20 protein-coding genes and 1 tRNA gene are annotated in these 21,127 nt (G+C 72.8%); 10 read left to right on the top strand and 11 right to left on the bottom strand.

What is annotated here, in order from left to right; all coding sequences use genetic code 11:
* Window positions 1-55: 55 nt before the first annotated feature.
* Window positions 56-409, bottom strand: a complete 354-nt coding sequence (locus tag ACZ7MY_RS21355) for a hypothetical protein (protein ID WP_499603654.1) — start codon at window positions 407-409, stop codon at window positions 56-58.
* Between the two features lie 225 nt (window positions 410-634).
* Window positions 635-722 (bottom strand) — tRNA-Leu (locus ACZ7MY_RS21350).
* 173 nt (window positions 723-895) lie between these two features.
* On the opposite strand from ACZ7MY_RS21350, the gene ACZ7MY_RS21345 reads away from it, so the two are divergent.
* The 3 genes from ACZ7MY_RS21345 to ACZ7MY_RS21335 all read left to right on the top strand — a co-directional run bounded on the left by ACZ7MY_RS21345 (window position 896) and on the right by ACZ7MY_RS21335 (window position 3,712).
* On the top strand, window positions 896-2,224 hold the full coding sequence (locus ACZ7MY_RS21345; protein WP_499603652.1) for a M20/M25/M40 family metallo-hydrolase: 1,329 nt from the start codon (window positions 896-898) through the stop codon (window positions 2,222-2,224).
* Between the two features lie 141 nt (window positions 2,225-2,365).
* Window positions 2,366-2,599, top strand: coding sequence for a chaplin (locus ACZ7MY_RS21340; RefSeq protein ID WP_018559022.1), 234 nt, complete (start codon window positions 2,366-2,368; stop codon window positions 2,597-2,599).
* 189 nt (window positions 2,600-2,788) lie between these two features.
* Window positions 2,789-3,712 carry a chaplin gene (locus tag ACZ7MY_RS21335; RefSeq protein WP_499603650.1) on the top strand — a complete coding sequence of 308 codons (924 nt, stop codon included), beginning with the start codon at window positions 2,789-2,791 and terminating at the stop codon, window positions 3,710-3,712.
* 67 nt (window positions 3,713-3,779) lie between these two features.
* Here the strand turns inward: ACZ7MY_RS21335 and ACZ7MY_RS21330 are convergent, their stop codons facing one another.
* Window positions 3,780-3,968, bottom strand: a complete 189-nt coding sequence (locus tag ACZ7MY_RS21330; protein WP_026250995.1) for a DUF5703 family protein — start codon at window positions 3,966-3,968, stop codon at window positions 3,780-3,782.
* A 47-nt stretch (window positions 3,969-4,015) separates the two neighbouring features.
* Between ACZ7MY_RS21330 and ACZ7MY_RS21325 the strand changes: the two genes are divergently transcribed.
* Window positions 4,016-4,630 carry a hypothetical protein gene (locus ACZ7MY_RS21325; protein WP_499603648.1) on the top strand — a complete coding sequence of 205 codons (615 nt, stop codon included), beginning with the start codon at window positions 4,016-4,018 and terminating at the stop codon, window positions 4,628-4,630.
* A 61-nt stretch (window positions 4,631-4,691) separates the two neighbouring features.
* On the opposite strand, the gene ACZ7MY_RS21320 is transcribed toward ACZ7MY_RS21325, so the two are convergent.
* Together ACZ7MY_RS21320 and ACZ7MY_RS21315 are read right to left on the bottom strand one after the other, a co-directional pair.
* Window positions 4,692-6,731 carry a helix-hairpin-helix domain-containing protein gene (locus tag ACZ7MY_RS21320; RefSeq protein ID WP_499603646.1) on the bottom strand — a complete coding sequence of 680 codons (2,040 nt, stop codon included), beginning with the start codon at window positions 6,729-6,731 and terminating at the stop codon, window positions 4,692-4,694.
* Window positions 6,732-6,771: 40 nt separating this feature from the next.
* The gene (locus ACZ7MY_RS21315; protein WP_499603644.1) at window positions 6,772-7,752 is read right to left on the bottom strand and encodes an aldo/keto reductase; all 981 of its coding nucleotides are present in this window, start codon (window positions 7,750-7,752) and stop codon (window positions 6,772-6,774) included.
* A 126-nt stretch (window positions 7,753-7,878) separates the two neighbouring features.
* On the opposite strand from ACZ7MY_RS21315, the gene ACZ7MY_RS21310 reads away from it, so the two are divergent.
* Window positions 7,879-8,931 (top strand): LLM class F420-dependent oxidoreductase, encoded by a 1,053-nt coding sequence (locus ACZ7MY_RS21310; RefSeq protein WP_499603642.1) that lies wholly within the window; start codon window positions 7,879-7,881, stop codon window positions 8,929-8,931.
* A 30-nt stretch (window positions 8,932-8,961) separates the two neighbouring features.
* Here ACZ7MY_RS21310 and ACZ7MY_RS21305 read toward each other — a convergent pair whose 3' ends face one another.
* Window positions 8,962-9,567, bottom strand: a complete 606-nt coding sequence (locus ACZ7MY_RS21305; RefSeq protein ID WP_499603641.1) for a hypothetical protein — start codon at window positions 9,565-9,567, stop codon at window positions 8,962-8,964.
* A 274-nt stretch (window positions 9,568-9,841) separates the two neighbouring features.
* Here ACZ7MY_RS21305 and ACZ7MY_RS21300 point away from each other — a divergent pair, with 274 nt between their 5' ends.
* The gene (locus ACZ7MY_RS21300; RefSeq protein WP_499603640.1) at window positions 9,842-10,630 is read left to right on the top strand and encodes a ferritin-like domain-containing protein; all 789 of its coding nucleotides are present in this window, start codon (window positions 9,842-9,844) and stop codon (window positions 10,628-10,630) included.
* Between the two features lie 55 nt (window positions 10,631-10,685).
* Here the strand turns inward: ACZ7MY_RS21300 and corA are convergent, their stop codons facing one another.
* Window positions 10,686-11,687 (bottom strand): magnesium/cobalt transporter CorA, encoded by a 1,002-nt coding sequence (corA, locus tag ACZ7MY_RS21295; RefSeq protein WP_499603638.1) that lies wholly within the window; start codon window positions 11,685-11,687, stop codon window positions 10,686-10,688.
* A gap of 64 nt (window positions 11,688-11,751) precedes the next feature.
* On the opposite strand from corA, the gene ACZ7MY_RS21290 reads away from it, so the two are divergent.
* The 4 genes from ACZ7MY_RS21290 (at window position 11,752) to mshC (ending at window position 15,199) form a co-directional block, all read left to right on the top strand.
* Complete coding sequence (locus tag ACZ7MY_RS21290) at window positions 11,752-12,450, top strand: histidine phosphatase family protein (protein WP_499603636.1); 699 nt, start codon at window positions 11,752-11,754, stop codon at window positions 12,448-12,450.
* Between the two features lie 58 nt (window positions 12,451-12,508).
* Window positions 12,509-13,105, top strand: coding sequence for a DUF3090 domain-containing protein (locus tag ACZ7MY_RS21285; protein WP_499603634.1), 597 nt, complete (start codon window positions 12,509-12,511; stop codon window positions 13,103-13,105).
* Complete coding sequence (locus tag ACZ7MY_RS21280) at window positions 13,063-13,899, top strand: SCO1664 family protein (RefSeq protein WP_499603632.1); 837 nt, start codon at window positions 13,063-13,065, stop codon at window positions 13,897-13,899. The genes ACZ7MY_RS21285 and ACZ7MY_RS21280 overlap by 43 nt, the downstream gene beginning before the upstream one ends.
* 70 nt (window positions 13,900-13,969) lie before the next feature.
* Window positions 13,970-15,199 (top strand): cysteine--1-D-myo-inosityl 2-amino-2-deoxy-alpha-D-glucopyranoside ligase, encoded by a 1,230-nt coding sequence (mshC, locus tag ACZ7MY_RS21275; protein ID WP_499603630.1) that lies wholly within the window; start codon window positions 13,970-13,972, stop codon window positions 15,197-15,199.
* A gap of 111 nt (window positions 15,200-15,310) precedes the next feature.
* Here the strand turns inward: mshC and ACZ7MY_RS21270 are convergent, their stop codons facing one another.
* The 4 genes from ACZ7MY_RS21270 to ACZ7MY_RS21255 all read right to left on the bottom strand — a co-directional run bounded on the left by ACZ7MY_RS21270 (window position 15,311) and on the right by ACZ7MY_RS21255 (window position 21,013).
* On the bottom strand, window positions 15,311-16,249 hold the full coding sequence (locus tag ACZ7MY_RS21270; protein ID WP_499603629.1) for a PAC2 family protein: 939 nt from the start codon (window positions 16,247-16,249) through the stop codon (window positions 15,311-15,313).
* Between the two features lie 151 nt (window positions 16,250-16,400).
* Window positions 16,401-17,441 carry a glycoside hydrolase family 18 protein gene (locus ACZ7MY_RS21265; protein ID WP_499603627.1) on the bottom strand — a complete coding sequence of 347 codons (1,041 nt, stop codon included), beginning with the start codon at window positions 17,439-17,441 and terminating at the stop codon, window positions 16,401-16,403.
* A gap of 73 nt (window positions 17,442-17,514) precedes the next feature.
* Window positions 17,515-18,186: a FadR/GntR family transcriptional regulator gene (locus tag ACZ7MY_RS21260; RefSeq protein WP_499603626.1), complete on the bottom strand. Its 672-nt coding sequence runs from the start codon at window positions 18,184-18,186 to the stop codon at window positions 17,515-17,517.
* A gap of 550 nt (window positions 18,187-18,736) precedes the next feature.
* Window positions 18,737-21,013 (bottom strand): helix-turn-helix domain-containing protein, encoded by a 2,277-nt coding sequence (locus ACZ7MY_RS21255; protein WP_499603624.1) that lies wholly within the window; start codon window positions 21,011-21,013, stop codon window positions 18,737-18,739.
* Window positions 21,014-21,127: the final 114 nt, after the last annotated feature.

The following is a 21,127-nucleotide window of genomic DNA, read 5'->3' as shown; positions in this document are numbered from 1 at the left end:
CGCGACGCGCCGGCCACCCCCGACGCCGCCGCGTCCGGCCGCTGATGACCCCTGGTCAGGCGTTCCCGCCGACGACGGTGAAGCTCATCCAGGGCTCCGCGTCCGGGACGCCCGGGTTGCTGGTCTTCGTCGCCAGGTAGTAGCTCTCCGTGCCCTCCAGGTTCTTGCAGCCGGGGCCGGTGTGCAGGACCACGTCGTTGAGCGTCTTGTTCGTGATGGACCGGGCACCCGTGGGCGGCAGCTGGTGGCAGCCGTCCACCGACGGGTTGTCGATCTGCACCACCTTGTTGTCGGGGGTGGTGTACACCACCGAGCCCACCGCTGTGGGGGTCACGCCGGAGCAGCCCGCGGCGCCGAGCAGGAGGAACAGTGCGCCGGCGCGGATGCCGTGCCGCCGGGGATCGGCCATGGTGAGCGTCCTCGTCTGTGCGGAGAGCGGTGCGAGGGCAACGCTGCCCCCGGCCGCCGGCGCTGTCATGCCGGGCGCGACCAGTCGGCCGATCGTCCGCCGCCCCTTTCACCTGCCCGGGTGACCGCGGGGCGGGCGTCCCCACCGGGGAGAGGTCCCGGACGCCGCAAACGCCTGTGGGCGGCCCCACCGGTCTCCCGGTGATGCCGCCCACAGGCGTCTGTGTGGTGTCCGAGGGGGGACTTGAACCCCCACGCCCGATAAAGGGCACTAGCACCTCAAGCTAGCGCGTCTGCCATTCCGCCACCCGGACAAGGTGTTCGCCGCCCGGCACTCGGCCCGGCGACGTGGAAAACAATAGCAAACATCCGGAGGTCCCCGATCACACGCCTGCCGTGACGGGAGCAGGGCGGCCGGCCCGGGGCCCTCGCGGGCCGCGGAGGGGGCGCGGGAGGATGGCGGGGACCGACGAACGAAGGAGACAGCGTGAGCGAGTCGAACTCGGCCGCCCGTACGACCACCGCAGAGGACGAGGTCGTCGACCTCTGCCGGGACCTGATCCGGATCGACACCAGCAACTACGGCGACCACTCGGGGCCGGGTGAGCGGGCCGCCGCCGAGTACGTGGCGGAGAAGCTCGCCGAGGTCGGCCTGGAGCCACAGGTCTTCGAGTCCCACAAGGGACGGGCCTCCACCGTCGCCCGCATCGCCGGCGAGGACCCCTCCCGCCCGGCCCTGCTGATCCACGGCCACACCGACGTCGTCCCCGCGAACGCGGACGACTGGACCCACCACCCCTTCTCCGGCGAGATCGCCGACGGGTGCGTCTGGGGCCGCGGTGCGGTCGACATGAAGGACATGGACGCGATGACCCTGGCCGTCGTGCGCGACATGCTGCGCAGCGGCCGCCGGCCGCCCCGCGACATCGTGCTGGCCTTCCTCGCCGACGAGGAGGCGGGCGGCGTCTACGGGGCACGGCACCTGGTCGACCGGCACCCCGGGCTGTTCGAGGGCGTGACCGAGGCCATCGGCGAGGTCGGCGGCTTCTCCTTCACCGTCAACGAGGACGTCCGGCTGTACCTGATCGAGACCGCCCAGAAGGGCATGCACTGGATGCGGCTCACCGTGGACGGCACCGCCGGCCACGGCTCCATGACGAACACCGACAACGCCATCACGGAGCTCTGCGAGGCGGTCGGGCGGCTCGGCCGGCACGAGTTCCCGGTACGGGTGACCAAGTCCGTGCGGGGATTCCTGGACGAGCTCGGCGACGCCCTCGGTACCGAGCTCGACCCGGAGGACATGGAGGCGACGCTGGCCAAGCTGGGCGGCATCGCGAAGATCATCGGGGCCACGCTGCGCAACACCGCGGCCCCGACGATGCTGGGCGCCGGCTACAAGGTGAACGTCATTCCCGGCCAGGCCACCGCGCACGTCGACGGGCGCTTCCTGCCCGGGCACGAGAAGGAGTTCCTGGCCGACGTCGACCGGATCCTCGGCCCCCGGGTCCGGCGCGAGGACGTGCACTCCGACAAGGCGCTGGAGACCAGCTTCGACGGCGCCCTGGTCGAGGCCATGCAGGCGGCGCTGAAGGCCGAGGACCCGATCGCCCGCGCGGTGCCGTACTGCCTGTCCGGCGGGACCGACGCCAAGTCCTTCGACGACCTCGGGATCCGCTGCTTCGGATTCGCCCCGCTGCAATTGCCGCCGGAGCTGGATTTCGCGGGGATGTTCCACGGTGTGGACGAGCGGGTGCCGGTCGACGGACTGAAGTTCGGCGTGCGCGTTCTCGACCGTTTCCTTGCGAACTGCTGAAACGACGCTCGCATCATCGACATTTCTTGCCGCTTAGCCGAAAAGAGTGAATGAATCCCGGCGGCAGTAGCGCGCCTCCTCCCTGGTCGTTGGTTCGTGTGCGGTCCGAGGTTGGGGCCGTTTTGCCAACAAGGAGGAAAAATGATCAAGAAGGTCGTCGCTGCTGCCGCTGTCACCGGTGGGCTCGTGGCTGCGGGTGCCGGCGTGGCCGTCGCCGACTCCGGCGCTCAGGCTGCCGCCGTCGGTTCCCCGGGGGTCCTCTCCGGCAATGTGATCCAGGTGCCCGTCAACATCCCGGTCAACCTGTGCGGCAACACGATCAACATCGTGGGGCTGCTGAACCCGGCTCTGGGCAACGCCTGCTTCAACAACTGACGCCGCGGCGGGCCGCACTGCTGCAGGCCTGATCCCGGCGGCCCCGGAGGCGCCATCTCCGCGTTCCGGGGCCGCCGCACCGGCTAGGGGTGGGACACCGGTCATCCGGCCCCGGGGGGTCATTCATTCCCCCGGCGGGCGATAGTCCGCCGGTTTCCGTATCGGAAAAGCAAGAGGCAAGGACATTCAATGCGACAAGTCGCGAAAAAGGGGCTGCTCACCGCAGTCGCGACAGGCGGCGTGCTCGCCGTCACCACCGGCGGTATGGCCTACGCGGACTCCACCGCGTCCGGGGTCGCCGCCGGCTCTCCGGGCGTTCTGTCCGGCAACACCATCCAGGCGCCGGTGAACATTCCGATCAACGCCTGCGGCAACACCGTCAACGTCGTCGGGCTCCTCAACCCGGCGGCGGGCAACACCTGCGTCAACGGCTCCATCGACCACGGCAAGGGCCACGGCTACGGCCAGGGCAAGGGCTACGGGAAGAAGGAGAGCGGCGGCTACGGCGGCGGCAAGAGCGGCGGCTACGGCCAGGGTGGCGGCAAGAGCGGCGGCTACGGCGGCGGCAAGGGCTACGGCCAGGGCGGCAGCAAGGGCTACGGCGGCGGCAAGGGCTACGGCAAGGGCCACGACGGCGACGAGGGCTACGGGCACCGCGGTGGCGGCGCCTCGGCCCGCGCCGCGGCGGTCGGCTCCCCGGGCGTCCTGTCCGGCAACGTGATCCAGGCGCCGATCAACATCCCGGTCAACGTCTGCGGCAACACGATCGACGTCATCGGGATCCTGAACCCGGCGGCGGGCAACACCTGCGCCAACACCGGTGGCTACTACCACCACGAGGGCAAGGGTCACCACCACAAGCCCGGGCACCACGGCAACCGCCACAAGCCCGGCAAGGAGAACGAGGGCGGCGGTGGCGGCGGTGGCGGCGGCGGTAACGGCGGTGGCGGCGGCGGTGGCGGTGGCAACCAGCCGCAGTCCATGGGCCACGGCGGCGGTCCGTCCCTGGCCCGCACCGGTGCCGGCGACATCGCCACGGGCCTGCTGACCAGCGCCGGTCTCCTGCTGGGCGGTGCGGTGCTCTTCCGCCGCGCCCGCGCGGTCAAGAACTGAGCGTCACGGTCTCACCCCTTCGGGGCCCCGCGTTTCGCGGGGCCCCGTTCCGCGTCCGGGGGCGACCTCACCAGGTGGCGCGTATCTGCCGGATGATCCGTCGGCGCAGCCGCACCCGGCGGCTGCCGTCCGGGTAGAGGCGGAGCCGGTCGAGCTCCCAGTGACCGTACTCGGCGTGGTCGGTCAGCAGGCGCTGAGCCTCCTTGCGGGAGACTCCCCGCGGCACGTACACATCTCTGAATTCGTATTCGGGCATCGCATCTATTGTGCGGGGAGCGCCCCGGTACGGATAGCGTCTTCTGCATGTCTGATGCCGCGCAGCCCACCGTTGCCGAGGTACGAGCCGCCGTCGAGGCGGTGAAAGCCGCGCTGGACCGCCACCTGGACGCGATCGAGAACCGCACCGGGGAGGACGATCCCGCGGTCTACCGGGCCTTCGAGGGCCTCGCCTCGGCCGCCGAGGCCTACGACGAGCTGCTCTACGACACCTACGACGAGGTCACCCCCTTCGAGGTGCCGCTCGGGGACACCCTCCCCGACTACGCCGGGCCGGGGGAGCCGGGCGCGATCAGCGTCCTGATCCGCCGGGACTACACCGTGGCCGACCCCCAGCGGCTGCGCCGGCAGGCGGAACGGGTCTCCGGCTCCGCGGCGGAGGACGGCGGGGACATCGGCGCGGCCGTGGGCGCCCTCTTCGGGGAGTACGAGCCCGACGAGATCGCCGAGCGCCACAAGGAGTTCGGCCTGGAGGAGGGCGACTCCACGCTCTGGGTGACCGCGGCGGGGCATGCCGAGCCCGGCGAGTGGCTCTCCGCGCCCTTCGACCAGGCGGACCCGCGGCACCTGCTCTGCCGCTTCGACGTCAGCGCCGTCTACGACGACGAGGCCGAAGCGGACGAGCTCGACCGGTTGGCCTGATCCGGCTCGGACACGGCCCGGCCGCGGGCCCGGGGGAGCCGCCCCGGGCCCGCGCCCCGGGTCACTCCGCGGCGGCGGCGGCCGCCTGCTCGCGCAGGATGTCCCGCAGACGGGTGGTCCGCTCCCGGGCGGGGACCTCCGCCACGGCGTGCGGGAGCGCCTGATCGACGCCCTGCACCACGGACAGATGGCGTTCCCCGCGGCTGAAGGCGGTGTAGACCCAGGCCCGGGTCAGGTCCTTGGCGGCGTCCCCCGGCAGGACCACGACGGCGGCCGGCCAGCGGCGGCCCGCCGCCTGGTGCGCCGTGACGGCCCAGCCGTGCCGCACCTCGCCGGGAACGGCGTCGGGCGCGACCACGACCTGCGTGCCCCCGCAGTCGAGCCGCAGCCCCTCCGCGCCGGCGGAGACCACGGTGCCCGGCACGGCCGTCCCGGGGGCCGGGGAGTGGACGATCCGGTCACCCGGGTCGAAGCCGCCGAAGCGGCCGGGCCCCGGGTTGAGCCGCTCCTTGAGCGCGGCGTTGAGCGCGCGGGTGCCGGCGGCACCGCCGTGGCCCGGGGTGATCACCTGGGTCTGCTCCGGGGGGACGCCGATGACCCGGGGCACGGAGTCCGCGACCAGCTGGACCGTGCGGTGCACGGCCTCGCCGGCGTCGCGCACCGGGACGATCACGACCTCCTTGCCGGGGGCGTCGACGGTGGCCAGCTCACCGAAGCCGATCCCGGAGACCAGTTCGCCGACCGGGCCGGGGTCGGGCGTGCGCGAGGCGACCTGCGGGCACACCTTGGCCGCCAGCAGGTCGGCGAAGACCCGGCCGGGCCCCGGGGACCACAGCACCGCCGGGTCACCGGAGAGCACCAGGCGCGCGCCGTCGGGCACGGACTCGACCAGGGTCGCCGCCGTCTCCACGTCGAGCTGGGGCGCGTCCAGCACCGCCAGCAGGTCCAGCGCCAGGGCGCCGTCCTCGTCCCGGCCGGGGCCCTCGTGGCCCGAGAGCAGCCCGGCGAGGGTGGCGGTGGCCTCCGTGTCCACGGACCCGGCCAGCCGCCGCCTGCCGTCCTCGGTGGCCGCGACGGCCCAGGCCCGCAGCCCCAGGGAGCGGGCGGCCGCCACGAGCGCCGCCGGCTCCCCCCGGGCCGCCTCCGCGCCGGTGTGGACGACCAGACCGCTGCCGGCCGCGGCCCGGACCAGCGCCGCCGCGGACGGGGACGGGGCCGCGGCCGCCGCGCCCTCCCAGTCCTGGGACGCGTCCGCGTCGAAGGTGTTGAGGAGCCTGCCCAGGCCGTCCGCGAGGCTCTCCTCGGCGAGCGCGTAGCGGTCCAGGCCGAGGAGCAGCCGCACCGGCGCCTCCTCGTCGTCCTCGCCGGCCGCCGGACGGGCACCGGCGCTCTCGTCCGGGACGTGGAAGACCAGCACCAGGCCGTCCGCGACGGCGGCCTTCAGGGTCTCTTCGGCGCCGGTGACCCCGTTCTGCCCGAGTGCCGCGCCGAGCGTCCCCCATTCGAGCGCGGTGTGGCCCCGCTCGGCGGCCCGCTCCAGCAGCCAGACGACCAGCGCGCGCACCCGGCGCGCGTCGTCGGGGCCGGCCTCGCCGCCGAGCAGCGTCTTGGCGAAGCCGTCGGCCTGGTCCACCCGGACCCCGGTGAGCGCCAGCACCTGCCACGGGTCCTCGCGCAGCGTCTCACCGGCCCGTTCGCCCAGCGCCGTCACGGCGGCCTCGGCCATGCCCTCGGGGGCCCCGCCCGCCGCCAGCACCGTCCGTGCGGCCGCGACCGCGTCTTCGCTGAGCCGGTCGGGCAGCGCGGGCCGCGCCACGGGGGCGGGCGCAGGGGCGGGCGCAGGGGAGGGGGCGGCCGCGGGCGGCGCCGCGGCGGGACGTACGGGCCCGCCGCTCCTGGCGGGCGCGGTGGGACGCTCGCCGCGCTCGATGGCCCGCACCGCCGCGGCCAGGTCCGAGAGTTCGGCGGGGAGCTGCGAACCGACGCCCTCGGTCGAGGGCCGGGGCCGCCGGGGAGCCGCGGACTCCTCGGCGGCGGCCTCCTGCGGCTCGGCGCCCTCCTCGCGGGCGCCGTCCTCGCGGTCGTCGCGGTCCTCGGTCACGGTGGCCTCCGTTGTACGGCGGACTACGGCCGGGGCCCGATCACAGCGTGCTCCAGTCGTGGTCCGGATAGCGGTGCACCGGCGCAGAGACGTCGTCCAGCGCCTGGCAGATCTCATCGGGAAGACTAAGGGTCTCCACTGACAACGCGGCAGCGAGCTGCTGGGCGTTGCGCGCCCCGACGATCGGGGCGACGACCCCCGGGCGGTCCCGCACCCAGGCGAGCGCCACCTGCAGGGGGCTGGCGGCCAGCCCGTCGGCCGCTATGGCCAGCGCGTCCACGATGAGCCGGGCCGTCTCGTCGAGGTAGGGGGCGACGAAGGGCGCCATGTCCTCGGAGCCGCCGCGGGAGTCCTGCGGGGTCCCGTGCCGGTACTTGCCGGTCAGCACCCCGCGTCCCAGCGGCGAGGAGGGCAGCAGCCCCACCCCCAGGTCCAGCGCGGCGGGCAGGACCTCGCGCTCGATGCCGCGCTGCAGCAGCGAGTACTCCATCTGCGTGCTGGCCAGCGGCGTGCGCGTGGGCAGCGCCTGCTGCCAGGTGGCCGCCTTCGCCAGCTGCCAGCCGCAGAAGTTGGACACCCCGACGTAGCGGGCGCGGCCGGAGCTCACGGCGAGGTCGAGGGCCTGCAGCGTCTCGTCGAGCGGGGTGGTCGCGTCGTACGCGTGCACCTGCCACAGGTCGACGTGGTCGGTGCCGAGCCGCTGCAGGGAGGCGTCGAGTGCCGCCAGCAGGTGGCCGCGCGAGGTGTCGAAGCGGCGGTAGGGGTCGGGGACGCTGCCGGCCTTGGTGGCGATCACCAGGTCCGAGCGCGGCACCAGGTCCTCCACCAGCCGGCCGAGGAGGTACTCGGCCCCGCCGTCCCCGTACACGTCGGCGGTGTCCACGAGCGTGCCCCCGGCCTCCCAGAAGGCCTTGAGCTGGTCGGCGGCGTCGAGTTCGCCGGTGTCGCGCCCCCAGGTCAGCGTGCCGAGCCCGAGCCTGGACACGCGCAGTCCCGTACGGCCGAGGTGCCTTTGCTCCATGAGGGGTGAGATTACTGGTCGTCCGGGACCTTTGGGCAGGAGTGACGTACCCGACAGGCGCCGGCGCGCGCCCGGAGCGATAAGGTCCGGGGAACAAAGACGTTACTCATCGGTAAGGGGATCGCCATGCGGCTCGGGATCAACCTCGGCTACTGGGGCGCCGGGATGGACGCCGACAACCTCGCCGTGGCGCAGGAGGCGGACCGTCTCGGCTACTCCGTGTGCTGGGCGGCCGAGGCCTACGGCTCGGACGCGCCCACCGTGCTGTCCTGGGTGGCCGCGCAGACCGAGCGCATCGACGTCGGCTCCGCGATCTTCCAGATCCCGGCCCGTACGCCCGCGATGACGGCGATGACCGCCGCCACCCTCGACTCCCTGTCGGGCGGCCGCTTCCGGCTGGGCCTGGGCGTGTCCGGCCCGCAGGTCTCCGAGGGCTGGTACGGCGTCAGGTTCGACAAGCCGCTGGCCCGCACGCGCGAGTACGTCGAGATCGTCCGCAAGGCGATGTCCCGGGAGCGGCTCAGCCACGAGGGCGAGCACTGGACGCTGCCGCTGCCCGGCGGCCCCGGCAAGGCGCTGAAGCTGACGGTGCACCCGGTGCGCGAGCGCGTCCCGCTGTACATCGCCGCGATCGGCCCGAAGAACCTGGAGCAGACCGGCGAGATCGCCGACGGCGCCCTGCTGATCTTCCCCTCGGCCGACCACCTGGAGGACACCGCGCTCCGCCACATCCGGGCGGGCCGCGAGAAGGCCGGGAAGACCATGGACGGCTTCGACGTCTGCCCCACCGTGCCGCTCGCCGTCGGCGAGGACGTGGACGCGCTGGCCGACCTCTTCCGCCCCTACACCGCCCTGTACGTGGGCGGCATGGGCAGCCGCGAGCAGAACTTCTACAACCGGCTCGCGCAGCGCATGGGGTTCGAGAAGGAGGCCGCCGAGATCCAGGACAAGTACCTGTCCGGCGACAAGGACGGCGCCGCCGCCGCGGTCCCGCGCGAACTCATCGACTCCACCACCCTGCTGGGCTCCGTGGAGCGGATCGCCGACCGGATGCAGGCCTACGCGGCCGCCGGCGTCACCACGCTGACCCTGGCCCCGGCCGGGTTCACCCTGGACGAGCGGGTCGCCGCGCTGCGCGCGGGCGTCGAGGCGCTGGAGCGCGCCGGACTCGCGGGGTAGGGCCCACGGGCCCACGGCGCCGGTCCCGGCTCAGCCCGGGACCAGGCGCCCCATCATCCGCCCGAAGGCGATCAGGCGCGCTATCTGGCCGGCCCCGCCGTCGTCGAGGGACTTGCTGAACCGGAAGGCCTCCGGGCGGAAGCGGGCGGAGGCGATCTGGCCGTCGGCGTCGCCGCGCACCGCGCTCAGTTCCTGCGGCGTGGCGGTGGCCAGCACCACGTACACCCCGCGGTCGATGCGCCGGCCCTGTTCGTCGCGGCCCACCAGCGTGCGCATGCCGACGTGGCCGATCGCGTCCAGGGGCAGCACCTGCAGCGAGGAGTCCAGCACCCGGCCGCCCGGCGCGTCCTCGTCGGCGACCTCCTCGCTGTGCCACAGGATGAGCCGCCGGCCGTCGCAGACCGCGGCCTCCTGCCACACCGAGGTGCCGGCCTCCGTCAGGTCGACGACGCGTTCCAGGGTGAAACCGCGCACCCGCCGCCGGCCCAGGATCCCGTCGATCGCCTCCAGGGCCACGTCGGCGTGGAGGAAGTAGGCGCGTGCCGCGTCGTCAAGGCGCGCGTAAGGGGCCCAGTCCGAGCCCGCCGGGCCCACGGGGCGTGCCGTCGTCCGGCTGCGCGTCGCCTTGCTGAACATGTCTTGGTCGTGACCCCTCCGAGGGGCTATGAAATCACGGGCACTTCGGCCGGCGGCAGCGCCCCTCGGTTTCCGCGGCCGTGGTGGGGGCTCGGGGGTCTTCCCCGCCACGGCCGTCACCAAACTCAACGCCCGAGGGCGCCAGGGGTTACGTGTCCGGTGCCGGACGGCCCTCATCCGTTCGGCCGAGTTGACGCCCGGGCCTGTTGCCTCCCGCATTGCGGGCGACTTGACTCGTCTTTTGCGTATGCCCGATTCGCGCAGGAGGTACGTCATGCTCTCCGCCCGGAGTCTGTTCCAGGAGATCCTCGACAACGACGACTCCTTCCGGCTGTTCTGCTCCATCGCGGCCAGCGGTGAGGCGCAGGGCGGCTGGGAGAACGGCAGGATCGCCGCTCTGGTCCCCGAGTCCCAGCGTGAACTGGCCCCCAAGATCGCCCGGCACGGCGCCGACGAGGACAAGCACGGCCGGATCTTCCACGCCCTGATGCGCAAGCGCGGCCTCGAACCCGTCCCGGTCCCCCCGGACACCGACTACACCATGCTCCTCGAACGCGGCGGCATCGGCCTCGCCCACGACAAACTGCGCCGCGACGAGCCCCTGACCGTGCAGGACGTCGTCACCTACCTCGCCCACAGCCGGGTCACCGAACAGCGCGCCTCCGAGCAGATGGCCCTGCTCACCAAGTACTTCGCCGACCACGCCGACATCGGCAGGGCGGTCCGCATGATCTCCGCCGACGAGGACAACCACCTCGCCTACTGCCACGAGGAACTGCTGCGCTTCGCCGGCACCGGCCACGGCGCGGCCATCGAGCGCGTCCTGCGCGAGTGCGTCCGCGCCGAGATCCGCGTCTACCGCGACGTCAGCCTCGCCGTCATGGCCCACATGGGCCGGATCCTCGGCTGGTCCGCCGCGAAGGCCGCGGTGCTGCGGGCCGGCATCCACGGGACCTACGCGTACGAACGCCTGGGCGGCTGGCGGCGGATGGTACGGCTGGCGATGCCCCAGCGCCGCGACGCGCTCGGTGGCCCCGAGCCCGCGGCGGAACCCGCGGTCTGAGCCGCCTCCCGGCCCCGCCCGCACCGTACGGACCCCGGGCGGGGCCGGGGACCGCTCAGAGCCAGCCGTGCCGCTTGAACATCCGGTACAGCAGGATCTCGGACACGGCGATGACCGCCAGGACCGCCGGGTAGCCCCACACCTGGTGGAGTTCGGGCATGTAGCGGAAGTTCATGCCGTAGATGCCGGCGATCATGGTGGGCACCGCCGCCATGGCGGCCCACGACGAGATCTTGCGCATGTCGTCGTTCTGCCGCACCCCCACCTGGGTCAGATGGGAGCTCAGCACGTCGCTGAGCAGCCGGTCGAGGCTGTCCACCTGCTCGTTGGCCCGGGTGAGGTGGTCGGCCACGTCGCGGAAGAAGGGCCGGGTGCCGGCCGCCACGTGCGGCACCGTGCCCGCCGAGAGCCGGATCATCGGCTGCATCAGCGGCGCGGTGGCCCGCCGGAACTCCAGCAGCTGGCGCTTGAAGCCGTAGATCCGGCTCGCCGTGCTCTCGGCGCCCCGGCGCGCGACGGACCTGCGGCCCTCCGGGGCGAAGACCTCCGTCTCCAGGTCCTCCAGGTCGGCCTGCAGATCGGCCGCGACGACCATGTAGTCGTCCACGACGGCGTCGCTGATGGCGTACATCACCGCGGTCGGACCGTGCTTGAGGACCTCGTGCTCGGCCTCCAGGCGGTGCCGGATCTCACCCGGGGCGATCGCCTCGCCGTGCCGCACGGTGACGACGAAGGCCTCCCCGACGAAGATCATCAGCTCGCCCGCGGTGACGGTGTCCCGCTCGTCGTCGTACGCGACCGGCTTGAGGACCAGGAACAGCGAACCCTCGTACACCTCCAGCTTGGGCCGCTGGTGGGCGCAGAGCGCGTCCTCCACGGCCAGCGGGTGAAGGCCGAACTCACGGCTGACGAGGTCGAACTCCTTCTCCGTCGGCTCGTACAGGCCGATCCAGACGAAGGCCCCCTCCGTGGACCGCGCCGCGTCCAGCGCGTCGGAGAGGTCGTCGGGGGCGGCGGTGCGCTCCCCGTCGCGGTAAATGGCGCAGTCGACGATCACACCTGTCTTCTTCCGCGTTACGTCGGCGCCACACCGGACGAGCGGTGGTCGTATGGTGGCGGTCATGCCCACCGTGATCCTGGTCCGGCACGGCCGGTCCACCGCCAACGCGGAGAAAGTGCTGGCCGGACGGCTCCCCGGAGTCGCCCTCGACGAGACGGGACGTGACCAGGCCGCCGCGCTGGCGGCCCGGTTGGCCGCGCTGCCGCCGGCCGCCGTCGTCACCAGCCCCCTGCAGCGGTGCCGGGAGACCGTGCAGCCCCTGCTGGACGCCCTGCCCGGGGTGCCGCTCCACGTCGAGGAGCGGATCTCGGAGTGCGCCTACGGCGACTGGAGCGGCCGCAAGATCGCCGAGCTGGCCGACGAGCCGCTGTGGGGCGTGGTCCAGCGCTACCCCTCGGCCGCCGTCTTCCCCGGCGAGGGGGGCGAGTCGGTGCGCGCCATGCAGGCCCGCGCGGTCGACGCGGTGCGCGACTGGAACGCGCGCGTGGAGAAGACCCACGGCCCCGACGCCCTCGTCGTGATGTGCTCCCACGGCGACATCATCAAGTCCGTGGTCGCCGACGCCCTCGGCATGCACCTCGACCTCTTCCAGCGCGTCGCCGTCGACCCCTGCTCGGTCACCGCGATCCGCTACACCGCGGAGCGGCCCTTCCTGCTCCGGCTCGGCGACACCGGCACCCTGGACGGCCTGCGCCCCAGGGAACGGCCCACCGCCGCCCCGGGCGACGCGGAGGTCGGGGGCGGTGCGGGCGCACCGTGATCAGCTTCCGCAGTAGGGTGGACCGAACCGCGAAGACACCGAACTAACGGAGCAGGACGTGCCTCGTCAGGTGTTCCTCTACGACAAGCCCGAACGCTTCGTCGCCGGCACCGTGGGCCAACCGGGCCAACGCACCTTCTTCCTGCAGGCGAGCGCCGCCGGCCGGACCACCAGCGTCGCGCTGGAGAAGACCCAGGTCGAGGCACTCGCCGAGCGCATCGACGAGCTGCTGGACGAGGTCGTGCGCCGCACCGGCGGCGCCGCCCCCGTACCCGCCGTCGCCCCCACGGAGCTGCTCGACAGCAGGCCGCTCGAGGTCCCCGTCGAGGAGGAGTTCCGGGTCGGCACCATGGCACTGGCCTGGGACGGCGCCGAGGAGCGGATGATCCTGGAGGCCCAGGCGCTGGTCGAGATCGAGGCCGAGGACGAGGAGGACCTCGAGGCGGCCGAGGAGATGCTCCTGCAGGACGACGAGAACGGACCCCCGCTGCTGCGGGTGCGCCTGACCGGTGCCCAGGCCCGTTCCTTCGCCAAGCGCGCCCTCGACGTCGTCGCGGCCGGCCGCCCGCCCTGCCCGCTGTGCAGCCTGCCCCTGGATCCGGAAGGACACGTATGCCCGCGTCAGAACGGGTACCGGCGGTCGGCGACGGCCTGAGCGGGGACATAGCCGGCCAACTGCTCGCGCACGGCGAACTGACCGTGCGCGGGCGGCTGCGGGACGCCTCCAACGCCGTGCTCTACTGCGCGGTCGAGCACGACGGCGTACGTGCCCACTGCGTGTACAAGCCGGTCGCCGGCGAGCGGCCGCTGTGGGACTTCCCCGACGGGACGCTCGCCCAGCGCGAGGTCGCCGCGTACCTGGTCTCCGAGGCCACCGGCTGGGGCCTGGTGCCGCCGACCGTGCTGCGGGACGGGCCGTACGGCGAGGGCATGGTGCAGTTGTGGATCGAGACCCCCGAGGAGGGCGGCGAAGGGCTCCTCGCCCTCGTCGAGGGGGAGGAGGCGGGCGAGGGCTGGAAGGCCGTCGGCTTCGCCGAGGTCGGCGAGGGCCGCACCGCGCTGCTGGTGCACGCCGACGACATCCGGCTGCGCCGGCTGTCCGTCCTGGACGCCGTGATCAACAACGCCGACCGCAAGGGCGGACACCTGCTGCCGGCCGCCGACGGGCAGCTGTACGCGATCGACCACGGCGTGACGTTCAACACGGAGAACAAGCTGCGCACCCTCCTGTGGGGCTGGGCCGGCGAACCGCTCACCGACGAGACCGTCGAGGTCCTCGGCAAGCTCTCCGCGGAGCTCGCCGACGGGGGTCTGGGCGCCCGGCTGGCGGAACTCATCACGGCGGACGAGCTCGACGCGCTCCGCGCCCGCGTCGCCGCGCTGCTCGACTCGGGACGTCATCCCGAGCCCTCGGGGGAGTGGCCCGCCATCCCCTGGCCGCCCATCTGACCCGGGGGCCGGGCGCCCCGGGCGTACCCACCGTTCGTTTGTGGATCAGGCGGGCGGTTAATCTCATGACATGCATGCCTGGCCCGCTTCCGACGTCCCTGCCCTCCCGGGCACCGGGCGCGACCTCCGCCTCCACGACACCGCGACCGGTGGCCCGGTAACCCTGAGCCCCGGTCCGGTCGCCCGCATCTACGTGTGCGGGATCACCCCCTACGACGCCACCCACATGGGTCACGCGGCCACCTACAACGCGTTCGACCTCGTGCAGCGCGTGTGGCTCGACACGAAGCGCCAGGTCCAGTACGTCCAGAACGTCACCGACGTCGACGACCCGCTGCTGGAGCGGGCCGGCCTGACCGGTGAGGACTGGACGGCCCTCGCCGAGCGCGAGACCACCCTGTTCCGCGAGGACATGACCGCCCTGCGGATGCTGCCGCCGGCCCACTACATCGGCGCCGTCGAGGCCATCCCGGGGATCGTCCCGCTGGTCGAGCGGCTGCGCGAGGGCGGCACCGCGTACGAACTGGACGGCGACATCTACTTCCACGTCGACTCCGACCCGCACTTCGGCAGCGTCTCCCACCTGGACGCGGCCGCCATGCGCGCCCTGTCGGCCGAGCGCGGCGGCGACCCGGACCGCCCGGGCAAGAAGAACCCCGTGGACCCCGTCCTGTGGCTCGCCGCCCGTGAGGGCGAGCCCAGCTGGGACGGCGGCAGCCTGGGCCGGGGACGCCCCGGCTGGCACATCGAGTGCGTGGCCATCGCCCTCGACCACCTCGGCATGGGCTTCGACGTGCAGGGCGGCGGCTCCGACCTCGCCTTCCCGCACCACGAGATGGGCGCCTCGCACGCCCAGGTGCTCACCGGCGAGTTCCCCATGGCGAAGGCGTACGTGCACGCCGGCATGGTCGCGCTGCACGGCGAGAAGATGTCCAAGTCCAAGGGCAACCTCGTCTTCGTCTCCCAGCTGCGCCGCGACGGGGTGGACGCGGCGGCCATACGGCTCAGCCTGCTGGCCCACCACTACCGCCAGGACTGGGAGTGGACGGACGAGGTCCTCGCCGGCGCGGTGGAGCGGCTGGCCCGCTGGCGCGCCGCCGTCTCGCGGCCCGACGGCCCGCCGGCCGAGGCGCTGCTGGAGGAGATCCGCGAGGCCCTCGCCGACGACCTGGACGCCCCCGCCGCGCTCGCCGCCGTCGACCGCTGGGCCGCCCGGCAGGAGACCGAGGGCGGCACGGACACCGGCGCCCCCGGCCTGGTCTCCCGCGCCGTGGACGCCCTGCTCGGCGTCGCGCTCTGACGCGGCGGGAGTCCCCCGGGCCCTGCCCGGGGGACTCCCGCGGAAACGGCCCGGCCGCCGTCCCCTGTGCGGGACGGCGGCCGGGCCGTGTTCGTTGACGTGCCGTACGGGTCACTCCCCGTCGGCGCCGTCCTCCTTCTCCTCGCGGTCGTCCTTCGGCTTCTGCGACATGTCCCGCAGGTACGGGCCCGCGTCGGACTCGCCCGACTGGGGGTCGCGGCGCCGCAGGTAGCGTTCGAACTCGCGGGCGATGGCCTCGCCCGAGGCCTCCGGGAGCTCCGCGGTGTCGCGGGCCTCCTCCAGTGTCTGGACGTACTCGGCGACCTCGCTGTCCTCGGCCGCGAGCTGGTCCACGCCGACCTGCCAGGCACGGGCGTCCTCCGGCAGCTCGCCGAGCGGGATGCGCAGGTCCAGCAGGTCCTCGAGACGGTTGAGCAGCGCCAGCGTCGCCTTCGGGTTCGGCGGCTGCGACACGTAGTGCGGCACGGCCGCCCACAGGCTGACCGCCGGGATGCCCGCGTGGGTGCAGGCCTCCTGGAGGATGCCGACGATGCCGGTGGGGCCCTCGTAGCGGGACTCCTCCAGGCTGAGCGCGGTCGCCAGGTCCGGGTCGGAGGTGACGGCCGTGACCGGCACCGGACGGGTGTGCGGGGTGTCGCCCAGGAGGGCGCCCATCACCACCACCATCTCGATGCCGAGCTCATGGGCGAAGCCCAGGATCTCGTTGCAGAACGAGCGCCAGCGCATGCTGGGCTCGATGCCCCGTACGAGGACGAGGTCGCGTGGCTTGGGGGTCTCGATGCGGATGACGGACAGCCGCGTGGTGGGCCAGGTGATCCGCCGTGTGCTGCCGTCCATCCAGACCGTGGGACGGTTGACCTGGAAGTCGTAGTAGTCCTCGGCGTCCAGCGCGGCGAACACCTCGCCCTTGAACTCCCGGTCCAGATGCCCGACCGCGGCGGAGGCGGCGTCCCCGGCGTCGTTCCAGCCCTCGAACGCGGCCACCATGACCGGGTCGATCAGCTCGGGAACCCCCTCGAGCTCGATCACCCAGCGCCTCCTTCCGGCCGGAAGGGGGATGGTGCCACCCCCGCCGGCTGCCGTTCCTTCGCGTGCTGCACCAGCCTACGGCTTCGCGGGACAGGTGCCGCCGCCTTCGTTAGGGGGATGATCCCCAGAGTCATCGGACGTACGCGTCCGGTCAGCCACCGCTCCACGCGGAGCGGTACGCGGCCCAGTCCGCCGGGGTCGCGGCGAAGTCGACGTACAGCGCGACGCCGAAGCGCTCGCGCGAGGGCGCGTGCCGGGCCAGGCCGAGCCGGGCGCCGCGCACGGCGGCCGTGACGGTCTCCGCCCAGGCGTGGCGGCCCAGGTTGTTCGTGTGGTAGCCGGGCAGGCCGACGAGCAGGTCGGTGTCCTGCGGCGTCACCTCCAGGGCGAGCGCGGTCTGCTGCGCCACGTAGCCGCCGTAGAGGCTCTCGAGCGGCAGGGCGGTGTCGTAGGTCATCATCGCGACCTGGTCCACGCGCCGGGCCACCTCCGCGAAGTAGTGCTGGGACCACCACTTGGGGTGGTTGAACAGCGGGCCGCTCACCGAGTGCAGCGAGGGCAGCGGGTCGATCTGGTGGGTCGCGACCGACAGCGGCGCGCCGCGGGCGGCGGTGAGCCGGTGCACCGAGTCCAGCAGCGTGAGGAAGCCGCGGTCGTCGGAGTACATCGGCTCCAGGTCCAGGTGGACCCCGTCGAACCCGGCCGCCAGGACCTGGGCGGCGCTGCCGGCCACCCGGGCGCGGGTCGCCGGGTCGTCCAGGTGCAGGCCCTCGGAACCGTCGTGGGACAGGACCTGGCCGAGCCACGCCTGGACGCGCACCCCCGGCAGCGCGGCGTGCATCCGGCCGATCATGTCCCGCGCCCGCGGGTAGAGGCCGGCGTCGAGGCGGCCGTCGAACTCCAGGGGCCCGGTGTGCACGTACAGGTCCCGGGTGCCGCTGCCGCGCAACTCCCGGGCCAGCGCCTCGAGGTCGGCGTCGTCGCGTTCCCCGTCGACCCAGGCGTGCCCGAGCCACACCGCGTTCCGGCCACGGTCGGCCCCGGCGCCGGAGGGGTCGCCGGCGTACTCCAGCCGCAGGGCGACCCCGGCGGCCAGCACCGGGAGCAGGACGACGAGGACGCCCGTCAGCGCGCCGCGGCGCAGCGTGCGGGCCGAGGGGCGGCGCAGGCGCAGCCTGAAGCGTGGATTCATCCGATCCCTCTTTTCGATCACTCTTACGAAGGACCGGACGCGCCCCGGCGCCGTGCGGTTCGCCCGCCGGGAGTCAGAGCGTGGAGCGCAGCCACTGCTCCACGCTGGCGACGTGCACCGTCGCCCACGACCGCGCCGCCTCGGCGTCCCGGTCCCGCAGGGCCGCCAGGATCGCCCGGTGCTCGTGCAGGGTGCGGCTGACCGCGTCCTCCTGCGTCAGCCCGCGCCAGATCCGCGCCCTGGTCGTCGGTCCCGACAGCCCGTCCAGCAGCGAGCACAGCACCGAGTTGCCCGAGGCCTGCACGATGCCGCGGTGGAACTCCAGGTCGCACGCGACCAGTTCCTCCACCGACGGCGTCGTCCCCAGTGCCTCCAGCTGCTCGGTCAGTGCCTCCAGCTGGGACTCGGCGATGCGCGTGGCCGCCATCGCCGTCGCCGCGGGCTCCAGGATGCGGCGCACCGCGAGGAACTCCAGGACGGTGTCGTCGCGGTGGAAGTCCACCACGAAGCTCAGCGCCTCCAGCAGCAGCTGCGGGTCCAGGCTGGTGACGTAGGTGCCGTCGCCCTGCCGTACGTCCAGGATCCTGATCAGGGACAGCGCGCGGACCGCCTCACGCAGGGAGTTGCGCGACAGCCCGAGCTCCGCGGCGAGTTCGCTCTCCTTGGGGAGCCGGTCGCCGGGCCGCAGCGCGCCGGAGACGATCATCCCCTTGATCTTCTCGATCGCCTCGTCGGTGACCGCCATGAGCCCCTCGCCTCCCCGGACATCCGATGTATCGGGCCATTATGCCCGTACGGCCGCGCGCCGGAAGCCCCCGCGGGGTGCTGCTCCACCGGCGTGCGGCCTCCCGCGGGGCAGAACGCGCGAAGGCCGTGTCCGCTGCTGCGGACACGGCCTTCGAACTGCTGCGTCACCGTCGGGACGACAGGATGTGAACCTGCGACCCCTTGACCCCCAGTCGCGTTCAGCCGTTCGAATCGCCTCCGACGGTTCCGGTAAGCATCCATAAGACTGCAGTTCAGAGGCATGATCACCATGCCGAGAACGTGCCTGCTCATAGTGCTGCCTTTCTGTCGTGACATTCAGCAAGACAGCGCAGCCACTCAGATGCGTGACGAGACGGCGCAAATGTTCCGCTCACGCCCAGGCCCAAGCGGAGAAGCAGGCCGGCGGCGTACCGAATCAGCGTTCCGCCGGAGTGGACGATGTAGTTCTTTCAGCAAATGATCTGAATCGAGAAACTCACTGGATCAGCCGACGCCGCTGATGTCGGCGTCCAGCATCGTGACCGCGCTCAACTGCCGGCTGACGTGCCGGGTCCGGCGAACTCCTCGAGTTCCTTGACCACCTCAGCGGCTTGCTCGCTATCGCCGCATTCCTCGAACTCCCGCAGCGCTTCCACCAACGCCTCGCGCGCCTCCTCGACCCGGCCCACCTGCTGCAGCGCTGTGGCCAGGCCGCGCTGGACACGTCCCAAGACCTGACCGATCGGGCGGGAGCGCAACTCGGGCAGCGCCTGCCGGTAGGCGTCGACCGCCTCCTCCCCGCGTTGGAGCGCGAGGTAGTCCATGCCGATCTGAGTCAGGGTCACCCCGAGAGTAAAGGTGATGATGGCCGGGGAACCGCCGTAGGCAGGGTCACGCAACGTAGCCACCAGTGCCAGGTTGCGCTCCAAGGCCTCTTCTGCCCGGCCCGCCCAGCGCAGGGCGCCGGTGTAGCTCGTCATGGCCTGGGGATAGCCCTCCAGATCCCCAGCCTGCAGCAGGAGATCAGCGGCTCGCCGGCTGAAGTCCAGCTCACGCTCCAGGTTCGCCGGATCGCCCCGGGTCGCCCAACTGGCGTGGTACAGCGCCCACCCTTGCCAGCGGACGTCGCCGACCTCGCGGGCCAACTCCAGCGCCCCCAACGCGATCGCCTCCCCCTCCTCCTTACGGCCATCGCACACCGTGAGCGCCCAGGACAGATAATTGAGCAGCACCGCCTCCTGCAGCCGGTCGCCCATGGCGCGTGCCGCGCCGGAGGACAGCTCGAACACCTCCAGCCAGTGCCCCCACTGGACCCACTGGCTGGCGAACCAGTACATGGACTCGGCCACCTCGACCACCGTCGCATGTTCTCGGCGCCGCGCCGCTGAGCGCAGCGCCTCCAGCCAGGCCGTGCTCTCCGACTGCAGCCAATCGTTGGCCTCTTGCGGGCTGTCGAGCGTGACCAGCGGCCGCCGCTCCCGCGACGGCGCTCCGTAGTCCGGCTTGAACCAGCGTGCGGCGACCACTGCCACCTCCAGCAGCCAGCTCTCCATCCGCCGGCGCGCCTCCTCCTGGGTCTCTACCGGCTCCTCCTGCTCCAACTGGGCACGGGCATACAGCCGGACCAGATCATGGAAGACGTAACGACCGGCGTACGGCGAGGTCAGCAGGCCCAGCTCGACCAGCTCCTCCAGCGCGTCCTCGGCCTCGAACAGGTCCACCTGGGCGAGGACGGCGGCCAGTGGTACCCCGAAGTCCGGTGCGGCGGCCAGCGCCAGCCGCCGGAAACTGATGCGCGCCGTACCGGACACCTGCTGGTACGACAAGGCGAACGCGGCCGCGACGGCCAGATCCCCCACCGCCAGCGCCTCCAACCGGCGCTCTTCATCACCCAAACGTCCGGCCAGCTGACTGATCGTCCACCCCGGCCGGCTCTGCAACCGGTTCCCCGCGATCCGCACCGCCAGCGGCAGATTCCCGCACAGCCGGGCCAGCTCGGCCACGCTGTCCGGATCGGCCTCGGTCCGCTCCGCCCCCACGATGGCTCGCAGCAGCCCGGCCGCCTCCGTACTGGACAGCTGGTGGAGCGGGATCTGCCGTATCCCCTCGAGCCCGGCCAGCGACCGGCGACTGGTGACGATGGTCATCCCTGGACCGTACGCCGGCAGCAGCGGCCGCACCTGCGCCTCATCCGCGGCGTTGTCGAGCACGACCAGGCAACGGCGATCACCCAGCAGCGCCCGATAAAACCCGGCCCGTTCTTCCTCATCGCCCGGGATCCGCTGCTCGGCCACGCCCATGGCCTTCAGCAGCCGCGACAGCACGCTCCCCGGGGCCGGCGGGGCGCTGTCCATGCCGCGCAGGTCCACGTAGAAGCAGCCGTCGGGGAACACCTCGGCCAGGTGCCGGGCGGCGTGCACGGCCAAGGCGGTTTTCCCGATACCGGCGGTACCGGAGATGGTGGCCACGACCGCCGGCTCCCCAGCCCTCGCCTGCCCGGCGAGCCGGCGCAGCAGATCCAATTCCCTCTCGCGACCGGTGAAATCACCCGCTTCACGCGGCAGCTCACATGCACCCGGCACCGTGCCACTCGGCCGTGGCCGGCCCGCCCGCGCGGCCTCGGTCAGCTCCGCCCGCTGCTCGTCACCGAGCCGCAACGCCTCTGCCAGCGCCTCCACCGTCCGCTTTTGCGGTCCGCGGCTGACGCCTCGCTCCATGTCACCGATGGCCCGCACACTCACGCCGGACGCATGGGACAGCTCCTCGATCGTCAACTGCGCCGCTTGCCGCAAGCTCCGCAGGAGCAGGCCGAACGAGCCGACCATTCATCCTCCTCAACACCGCCCGGCACTCCGGCCATCGGGCGAGCTTGATCTATTCGGGTCTTCGTACTCGCCGATGCCGCGCCGGGCCGTGGGTGCGTCCGGCGCGCCGAAGGT

Source organism: Streptomyces sp. NPDC111520, from assembly GCF_055635295.1.
The sequence above is the reverse complement of the archived record's forward strand: the minus strand, read 5'-3'. Positions and strand labels throughout refer to the sequence as shown.